Annotated in this window: 8 protein-coding genes and 1 pseudogene; 5 read left to right on the top strand and 4 right to left on the bottom strand. The window is 60.3% G+C overall.

Annotation, left to right across the window (positions count from 1 at the left end):
• On the bottom strand, nucleotides 1–181 hold a 181-nt coding region (locus tag ACRXB1_RS22495; protein WP_449493264.1), incomplete at its 3' end, for a hypothetical protein.
• Between ACRXB1_RS22495 and ACRXB1_RS22490 the strand changes: the two genes are divergently transcribed.
• Genes ACRXB1_RS22490 through ACRXB1_RS22480 form a run of 3 tightly spaced genes read left to right on the top strand, consistent with a single transcriptional unit; the run spans nucleotide 180 to nucleotide 4,318 of the window.
• Nucleotides 180–980, top strand: coding sequence for an SDR family oxidoreductase (locus tag ACRXB1_RS22490; protein WP_075358656.1), 801 nt, complete (start codon nucleotides 180–182; stop codon nucleotides 978–980). The two genes, ACRXB1_RS22495 and ACRXB1_RS22490, sit on opposite strands and share 2 nt — an antisense overlap.
• Nucleotides 973–2,862 (top strand): glycoside hydrolase family 15 protein, encoded by a 1,890-nt coding sequence (locus ACRXB1_RS22485; protein WP_449493263.1) that lies wholly within the window; start codon nucleotides 973–975, stop codon nucleotides 2,860–2,862. The genes ACRXB1_RS22490 and ACRXB1_RS22485 overlap by 8 nt, the downstream gene beginning before the upstream one ends.
• Nucleotides 2,863–2,881: 19 nt before the next feature.
• Nucleotides 2,882–4,318 carry a dihydrolipoyl dehydrogenase gene (locus ACRXB1_RS22480; RefSeq protein ID WP_449493262.1) on the top strand — a complete coding sequence of 479 codons (1,437 nt, stop codon included), beginning with the start codon at nucleotides 2,882–2,884 and terminating at the stop codon, nucleotides 4,316–4,318.
• A gap of 98 nt (nucleotides 4,319–4,416) precedes the next feature.
• Here ACRXB1_RS22480 and ACRXB1_RS22475 read toward each other — a convergent pair whose 3' ends face one another.
• The 3 genes from ACRXB1_RS22475 to ACRXB1_RS22465 form a co-directional block, all read right to left on the bottom strand.
• Complete coding sequence (locus ACRXB1_RS22475) at nucleotides 4,417–4,764, bottom strand: hypothetical protein (RefSeq protein WP_062003176.1); 348 nt, start codon at nucleotides 4,762–4,764, stop codon at nucleotides 4,417–4,419.
• A 268-nt stretch (nucleotides 4,765–5,032) separates the two neighbouring features.
• On the bottom strand, nucleotides 5,033–5,923 hold the full coding sequence (mmsB, locus tag ACRXB1_RS22470; RefSeq protein ID WP_449493261.1) for a 3-hydroxyisobutyrate dehydrogenase: 891 nt from the start codon (nucleotides 5,921–5,923) through the stop codon (nucleotides 5,033–5,035).
• A 37-nt stretch (nucleotides 5,924–5,960) separates the two neighbouring features.
• Entirely contained in the window at nucleotides 5,961–7,502 is a 1,542-nt protein-coding gene (locus ACRXB1_RS22465; RefSeq protein WP_449493260.1) for a CoA-acylating methylmalonate-semialdehyde dehydrogenase, read from the bottom strand.
• Nucleotides 7,503–7,668: 166 nt separating this feature from the next.
• Here ACRXB1_RS22465 and ACRXB1_RS22460 point away from each other — a divergent pair, with 166 nt between their 5' ends.
• Both ACRXB1_RS22460 and ACRXB1_RS22455 read left to right on the top strand, forming a co-directional pair.
• A complete protein-coding gene (locus ACRXB1_RS22460; protein ID WP_449493259.1) occupies nucleotides 7,669–8,640 on the top strand; it encodes a LysR family transcriptional regulator in 972 nt (323 codons plus the stop codon).
• Nucleotides 8,641–8,857: 217 nt separating this feature from the next.
• Nucleotides 8,858–9,290, top strand: a pseudogene (locus ACRXB1_RS22455) (M23 family metallopeptidase); the annotation flags it as partial.

The raw sequence follows: 9,290 nt of genomic DNA, 5'->3' as shown, positions 1-9,290 counted from the left end.
TTCCATCGGGCTTGCGCGCGTTTGCATCTGCTTCGACAGTCCAGAGATAGATTTCGCCGAGGCCGGTCGAGGTGGGACCCATAGCAGGTGTCGCGCCGGGCGGGAGCTTGTCTTTTGCCTCCTGCATTGCATCGCGAGCCAGCCTCCGGAACTCGCTTCGCATCGAATCAGGGAACGCCATGGCTCAAAGACTTGCAGGTCAAATCGCGCTCGTAACCGGCGGCAGCTCCGGCATTGGTTACGGAGTCGTGCTCGCGCTCGCCGAAGCTGGCGCGAGCGTCGCCATCAACTACCACTCACATGGTGAAGAGGCCGAAGGCCTCGCTGCCAAAATCGAACAGGCCGGTGGCCAGGCGATCGCGATCCAGGCCGACGTCTCCGACGAAGCCGACATCGACGCCATGTTCGATACCCTCGTCAAACGCTTCGGCACGGTCGATATCGTGGTCGCCAACTCCGGCGTGCAGAAGGACGCGAAGTTCATCGACATGACGCTTGCCGACTGGAACGCGGTGATGAACCTGAATCTCACAGGCCAGTTCATGACCGCACAACGCGCCGTACGCGAATTCCTTCGACGCGGTCCGCGGCCGGTATCGAAAGCGCTCGGCAAGATCATCTGCATGAGTTCGGTTCATGAGGTCATTCCCTGGGCGGGGCACGTCAACTATGCGGCGTCGAAGGGCGGCATCCAGATGATGATGAAATCGCTCGCACAGGAAGTCGCACCGCACAAGATCCGCGTGAACTCGATCGCTCCCGGCGCGATACAGACGCCGATCAACAAGTCGGCCTGGGACAACCCCGACGCGCTCAAGAAGCTGCTCGAACTCGTGCCTTACGGCCGCATTGGAGAAGCGGAGGACATCGGCAATGCGGCGGTCTGGCTAGCATCCGACGAAAGCGACTACGTGACCGGCACCACGCTGTTCGTGGACGGCGGCATGACCTTGTATCCGGGGTTCGCTGATAATGGCTGATCCGCGGACGCAGGACTCTCACGACGACAGCCCGGCCAAGACGGATGCGCCGACCTCGCACGGCATTCCTATCGATGCACACGGTCTGATCGGCAACATGCGCACGACGGCGCTTATATCCACGGAAGGCTCGATCGACTTCATGTGTTTTCCGCGCGTCGACTCGCCGACCATCTTCGGCGCGCTGCTCGACGAAAAGCGCGGCGGCGCCTTCACCATTGCGCCGACCTTCAAGATCGCGCGCACCAGGCAGATGTATCTGCCTGAGACCAACGTGCTGCTGACGCGCTTCATGTCGGGCGATGCGGTGTGCGAGCTTGTCGACTTCATGCCGGTATCGAAAGACGATGAGGACGAGAAAGGCGACTCGAATTGCGTCGTTCGCGTGATCCGCGCGAAGTACGGCGACATGTCCGTACGCATGCATTGCGCGCCGCGCTTCGACTACGCCCGTGGCAGCCACGAAGCCGCTCAAGTCGATAAGAACACCATCCGCTTCACGCCCTCAGGCAAGAACCCGGGCGGGATCGACGCGCTGATACTGGACTCGACAATCGAGCTGGGAATCGATGGAAACGATGCTGTCGCGCAGTTCGAACTCAAGGAAGGCGAGACCGCGTGCTTCCTTTTCGGCGGCGAAACAGAGCCCGCTCGCGGCGAACTGCCGTGCAAGCAGGCGCTCTCCGACACCATCGATTTCTGGCGGGCTTGGTCAGCGAAATCGACTTATCACGGGCGTTATCGCGAGGTCGTGATGCGCTCCGCGCTGCTGCTGAAGCTGCTCAGCTCGCGGGAGACTGGCGCAATCATCGCCGCACCGACCTTCGGCATGCCGGAAACGCCCGACGGCGGCCGCCGCTGGGATTATCGCTACACGTGGATTCGCGACGCCGCGTTCTCCGTCTACGCGCTGCTGCGCCTCGGCTACATTGGCGAAGCGCGTGACTTCAAGAACTGGATCGCCGAGCGCAACAAGCAATGCGACTCGGATGGATCGTTCAACGTGATGTACGCCGTCGACGGCGAAGCACCGCCCGACGAAGAAGCCGTCGATACCCTTTATGGCAGCGGCACGGAGCCGCCGTTGATTGGCAATGGCGCGCGCGACCAGACCCAGCTCGACGTGTACGGCGCGTTGCTCGACGCCATCTACCTCTACAACAAGTATGGCGAATCCATCTCCTACGATGGCTGGCAACACGTCACGCGCACCGTCAACTTCGTCGCGCAGAAGTGGAAGAACCCGGACCAGGGCATCTGGGAATTCCGCAACGGCGGCCGGCCGCTGCTGCACTCGAGATTGATGTGCTGGGTCACCCTCGACCGGGCGATACGCCTTGCGCAAAAGCGCTCGCTGCCCGCTCCGTTCCAGGAATGGAATGCGGTACGCGACGCGATTCACGAGGACATCTACACGAACTTCTGGAACGATGAGATCAAGAGTTTCGTGCAGACGCCGGATTCGAAAACGCTCGATGCCTCCACGCTGATGATGCCGCTCGTGCGCTTCATAGGACCGAAGGATCCGCGCTGGCTTACGACGCTCGATGCAATCGGCAACGAGCTTGGCGTCGATCCGTTGATCTTTCGCTACACCCGCGGCGATTCACTCGACGGCTTGCCCGGAGAAGAAGGCGGTTTCAGCGCCTGTTCGTTCTGGTACGCGGAGGCGCTCGCGCGCGCAGGCCGTGTCGACGAAGGCCGGCTCGTCTTCGAAAAAATGCTCGCGTATGCAAATCACGTGGGGCTTTATTCGGAGGAAGTCGCCATCAGCGGAGAAGCGCTCGGCAATTTCCCGCAGGCACTGACGCATCTGGCGCTGATCAGCGCAGCGTTCCAGCTAGACCGCAGCCTCGGCGGCGAACATCCGCAATGGTCGTAGAAACACTCAAAGGGTACTGATGAAGCAAATCAAGGTGGACGTCGCCGTCATTGGCGCGGGAACGTCGGGCATGGCCGCGTATCGTGCGGCACGCAGTGCGGGCAAGGAAGCCGTGATCATAGAAGGCGCCGATTTTGGCACCACGTGCGCGCGGGTGGGCTGCATGCCATCCAAGCTCTTGCTGGCGGCGGCAAACGGCCTGCACGATGCCAAGGATCAGGCGGCAAGAGGTATTGAAGGCACGCACGATCTCGAAGCGAACGGCGATCACGTGCTCGCTTACATGCGCAGCGAACGTGATCATTTCGTCAAGGGTGTGCTGGAGGAAATCGCTTCGTTCCCGCCGGAAACCGTGATTCGCGGACATGCACGTTTCGAGTCACGCAACGTACTGATCGTCGATGACGCAACGCGCATTGAAGCCACGAGCGTGGTCATCGCGACCGGATCGGCATCCGTCATTCCCGACGACTTCAAGATTTTCGGCGACCGGCTCATCACGAGTGACCAGGTCTTCGAGTTGAAGACCTTGCCCAAACGTTGCGCTGTATTCGGCGCAGGTCCTATCGCGCTGGAACTGGGCCAGGCGTTTGCGCGGCTCGGCGTGGACGTCTTCATGTTCAGCCAGAAAAACCAGGTAGGCGCGCTTACCGATACCCCCGTGCGCGATGCCCTGGTCAAAGCGCTGCAGGCGGAGTTCTATCTCGACCCGGACGCAACCGTCCACGAGAAGTCGATGCAGGAAGGCGAACCGACCATCCGCTTCAAATCGCTCGATGGCAGCGATCGCACCGAGCATTTCGATCTTGTCCTCGTCGCAACCGGCAGGAAGCCGACGCTCGGCAACCTGCGACTTGACACCACGGGTATCGAACTCGACAAGAAGGGTGTTCCCGTCTTCAACGAACAATCGATGCAATGTGGCGACAGCAACATCTTCATTGCCGGCGATTGCGACGGTACGCGGCCTTTTCTCTCCGACGCCGCCGACGAAGGCAAGCTCGCGGGCGACAACGCGGCAAATTTCCCCAACGTGCAGACGGTCAGGCGGAAGGTACCGTTCTCGCTGGTCTTCAGCGAGCCGCAAGTGGCGATCGTGGGCGCGTCCTACGACGACCTCGATGAACAGATGACAGTGACCGGCAGCGTGTCATTCGAAACGCAAGGCCGCAGTCGCGTGCTGAGACAAAATCGCGGCTTGCTGCATGTCTATGCGGATGCGAAAACGGGCAAGCTGCTCGGCGCGCAGGGTTGCGGGCCGGCCGCCGAACATCTGGGTCATCTGCTCGCGTGGGCGCTGCAACTTGAACTCAGCGTGGCAGACATGTTGAAGTTGCCCTACTACCACCCGGTCGTTGAAGAAGGCTTGCGCACCGCGCTCAAGGAAGCGAACAAGAAGTGCTTCGAGGCGCGCGCGGAGAAGGCGCCGGAACTCGCGAGCGCAGTGGGTTGCTGAAACGCTTGCACACTTCGGCAGCACGATAAAAAGCCCGCTTGAACCTGATGTTCAAACGGGCTTTTCTTTGCTGCGAGAACCCAAAGCGATTTTAAGAATTACATCGCATATTGCAACGCGAGGTCGAAACCCAATACGACCACCGAACAGAAAATGCCGAGCAGCAAGTTGCCTGCGCGATGCGCCACATCATGATGCTTGGTCAGCATCGCGGCCGCCATGAATGCGATCTCGACCACGACCTGCATCAGAAACACGGCCAGCATGAGCGCGAATTCATAACTCATCGCGCTGAAGTCCGTGAAGTTGAATCCGCGGACTGCGACCCACGACCCTACGCGCCACAGCTCGTACACTGCCAGTACCAACGGGAACAGATAACTGAACACGTAGGTCGGCATTGTTGCGTGACGCAACTCCATGTGGAAATGACGAGTTGTTTGCATCTGGCTCTCCTTGATCCTGGCTTGCCGCCGGTATTGCTGCCGGCCTAGGTTAAACCTAATGAGTATTCCAAAGCGGCTTCGCTGACTTCGTCATCTACTTACTAATTAAGACGGAGACATGAACGTCGTGCTTTGAGAATAGGCCAATTTCAGAAGAAGCGAATCATCGTATTCCCCATGTCCCTGTCCCATATGACGCGGACGTTCGACATGTTGCAACGCAGCTTAAGAAAGCACCTACAGACGTATTTTCGCTATTGCGGTTTATTCAGGCATCCTCGTTACTGTACAGCTTGATGATCGCGGAGAAGTCCAGCCCGCCCAAGCCCTGCATGCTCATCGATTGATAAAGCTGTTGTGCAAGCGCGCCAAGCAGGATCGGTTGCTTCACCTGACGCGCTGCATCAACGGCGAGCCCCAGATCCTTGAGCATCAGGTCTGCGCCAAATCCCCCGGTATACCCGCGTGAAGAGGGCGCGTTCGGCAGCACGTTAGGGTAGGGATTACACGTATCGGCGCTCCAGCAACGACCTGTCGATGTGTTGATGATCCCGGCAAGCTTGTTCGGATCGATTCCGAGCGAAGCGCCCAGCTTCATGGCTTCGGCCACGCCGATCATCGAAATGCCTAGCAGGAGGTTGTTGCAGATTTTCGCGATCTGGCCGGTGCCGGTGTCACCGCACTGCACCATGTTCTTGCCCATCCCCGCGAGCACCGGCTTGAGCGTTTCGAACAACTCAGCATTTGCACCGACCATGAACGTCAGCGTACCGGCCTGGGCGCCCACCGTGCCGCCGGACACGGGGGCATCGGCGAACGGGTTGCCATGTTTTGCTGCGCTCTCGCCAATCGACCGGGCGGTCGCCGGATCGATCGTGCTGCTGTCCACCAGCGGCACGCCTGTACGCACGCCCGCGAGCACGCCGTCGTCGTTTAGATAGACCGCCCTGACGTGCGCGGCCGCAGGCAGCATGGTGATCACCACCTCGGCCTCGCGCACCGCTTCACGAGGCGATACGGCAGTCCGCGCGCCGGCGTCGACGGCTGCCTGCAAGGCCATCTTCGATAAATCGAACACCGTCAGCGAATGTCCCGCCTTCAGCAAGTTGGCGGCCATGGGGCCACCCATGTTGCCGAGCCCGATAAAACCGATTTCCATGGCGTATCTCCTGGTTATTGTTCTGTGCGGAAAATGCTTAGCGAAGCGAAATAGTCGTGTTCACGCCGTCGTTGACCGTGGCGTCGTCGAACCAGCGCGATGTGACCGTTTTCGTCTGCGTGTAGAACTGCACGACCTGCTTGCCGTACGGGCCGAGATCGCCGAGTTTCGATCCGCGCGAACCGGTGAAACTGAAGTACGGGACCGGAACGGGAATCGGGATATTGATGCCGACCTGGCCCACGTCGATCTCGCTCTGGAACTTGCGCGCCGCCGCGCCGCTTTGCGTGAAGAGGCCAACGCCGTTACCCATGGGATTGCGGTTGACGAGGGCGATGGCGTCATCGAGCGTGGCTGCTTCCAGCACGCAGATCACCGGGCCGAAGATCTCCTGCTTGTAGACGGTCATCTCGGTGGTGACATCGGAGAAGATCGTCGGGCCGATGAAGTTACCCTTCTCATAGCCCTTCACTTCCACGCCGCGGCCGTCGAGCGAAAGCGTTGCGCCCTCGCCCACACCTGCTTCGATCAAACCGATAATGCGCTCCTTCGCCGCACGCGAAACAACGGGCCCGACATCCGTATTCGCCTCCGTGCCGCCGTTGATAGACAATCCGCGCGCACGCTCGACCAGATCCGGCAACCAGTCCTTCGACGCCCCCACGAACACCACGACGGACGTCGCCATGCAGCGTTGCCCTGCCGCGCCGAACCCGGCGCCCGCAAGTGCGTTGAGGGTCTGCTCCTTGTTTGCATCGGGCAGGACGACGGCGTGATTCTTCGCGCCCATCATGGCCTGCACGCGCTTGCCATGCTGGCTGCCCAGGTTGTACACGTGCGTACCCACATGCGTCGATCCGACGAACGATATGGCCCGGATGTCGGGATGCGTGCAGATGGCATCGACCACATCCTTGCCGCCGTGGACCACGTTCAAGACGCCCGCCGGAACGCCGGCTTCGAGCGCGAGTTCGACGAGTTCCATGGTCGACAACGGGTCCTGTTCCGATGGCTTCAGCACGAACGTATTGCCGCAGACGATCGCCATCGGGAACATCCAGAGCGGGATCATGGCGGGGAAGTTGAACGGCGTGATGCCGGCGCAGACGCCTATCGGCTGGCGCAGCGTGTAGGTATCCACGCCGCCCGCGACGTTCTCCGAGAATTCCCCTTGCTGCAACGTGCCGATGGAACAAGCATGCTCCACGACTTCGAGCCCGCGGAAGATATCGCCTTCGGCATCCGCCAGCGTCTTGCCTTGCTCGGCCGTCAGCGTCTGCGCGATGCGTTTCATGTTCTGGCGCACGAGGTCCTGGAACTTGAGCATCACGCGCATGCGCACGCCAAGCGATGTCAGCCGCCACGTCCTGAACGCATTCGCCGCCGATGCCACTGCGGCATCGACTTCGTCTTTCGTCGCGAACGGTACGCGTCCGACCACTTCCTGCGTGGCGGGATTGACGATGTCGCGCCATTCTTTCGTAGTCGATTCCACGAACTTGCCATCGATCAGCAATTTGGCCGTGCGTACGGAAGCGGTGTGTTCGGCGAGCGCCGGGCGGTCAGCAGCGGTATTCATGTGGGAGTCTCCTGAAGGAAGGGGCAAGCAAGCGGAAGACGCGGACCATTGCTACGGGAAAACCCGCGCGAGGTCGCCAAGGGGAAATGTCGTCTCCGTTTATTTGAATAACGTCAGTATAGTTATGCAAATCTCTCCAAAGTATCGATAGAAACACCCATCCGATATGCAAAAAAGCACGCCATCGACCGCACACAACCTGCATAACCTGAACTGGGACGACCTGCGTTACTTCCTCGAAGTCGCGCGGACGCAGCGGGCGAGCGGCGCGGCGAAGCGTCTTGGCGTGGACTACACGACCGTCGCGCGCCGCGTCCGCGCGCTCGAAGACGCATTGGGCACCCTACTCTTCGATAAATCCCGCAGCGGCGGATTCATCCTCACTGCGGAAGGCCAGCGCCTGCTTGCCTACGTCGATGCCATGGAAACCACGGTCCAGTCCGCGACGGAACACATCGCGAACTCGGGGCACGCGTTGTCCGGCCACGTGCGCGTGGGATGCACCGAAGGCTTCGGCTGCTTTTTTCTCGCGCCGCAGCTCGCGCGCTTTCAGGACACGCACAGGCAGATCTCCATCGACCTGTTGCCGGTCCCGCATTTCGTGAGCTTGTCCAAACGCGAAGCGGATATCGCGGTGACGCTCGAGCGCCCCGAACACGGGCAGACCGTCTACACGAAACTCTGCGACTACCGCTTGCGTCTCTACGCCACGCGCGGATATCTCGCACAGCATGAGCCTGTGCATCGAGTCGAAGATCTGAGGACGCACCGCTTCGCAAGCTACATCGACGACCTCGCTTTCAGCTACGAACTCCTCTATCTCGATCGTGCCATTCCGGGTGCGGTTTCCAACTGGCGCAGCACCAGCGTGATCGCGCAATATCACGCTGCATTGCAGGGTCGCGCGCTCGCCATCCTGCCGTGCTTCATGGCCGCACAGGACCCGCGTCTCGAACCGGTACTCGCCGATGACATCGTCGTCACGCGTGCGTTTTATCTTTCCTGCCGCGAGGATTTGCGCAAACTGAAACGCATCACGGCAGTGTGGGATTTCCTGCGCACAGTGGCCGAATTGAACCGTCCGCTGCTCATGGGCGAAGCCCGTGAAATGCTGTGGAGCGAAACGGCGCAGCCCTGAATTTCGCGTTTATTCAGCAACCCTTATATATGAGATACGCATTTGGATAGTTGGCGCATAATCGTCCGCCCATAAGGCCTCTCGCCGTAGCCCCGCTGCGGCGTTTTCACATGGACGTGACTTTCATTTATCTCAATTTCAACCGTCGAACACGCGCCAGTGTTTCTGTTTTGGTGAACGTTATTTTGCCTTTGCGCGCGTCGCGCCCGGTGCACTGATGGCGTTCGTCATCTGGTCGCGAAGGACCATGTCGAACCAGCGTGTCCGGTTCGTCGAAGCGCGCACGGTCCGCACAATGGTGATCATCGCCGTCATTGCAATGGTTCTCGCTGCGCTCGCGCTTGGCATTGCAATTGGCGCAGCAATGGGCAACACGCATGCAGCCGGAGAAAAAGCGCAGGCCGAGCGCCGCTCCTACGAAATCGATGAGCTCGGCAAGATCAGTGCAACGCTCATTCATCTCGAACCGCGCGTGGGACAACTCGTTACGCAAGTCAACGAACTGCAGGACTTCGAAGCGCAGTTGAAGGCATCGCGGCGCGCAGCCGATCGTCCGGATATCCACAACGTGCCGCCGCTGCCCGACAACGACGACGAATCGCCGCTCGACAGCGCCGGTGGTCCGTTATTGCCCCCACGACGTCCGAAAG

This window comes from Caballeronia sp. M23-90, from assembly GCF_053574605.1.
The sequence above is the reverse complement of the archived record's forward strand: the minus strand, read 5'-3'. Positions and strand labels throughout refer to the sequence as shown.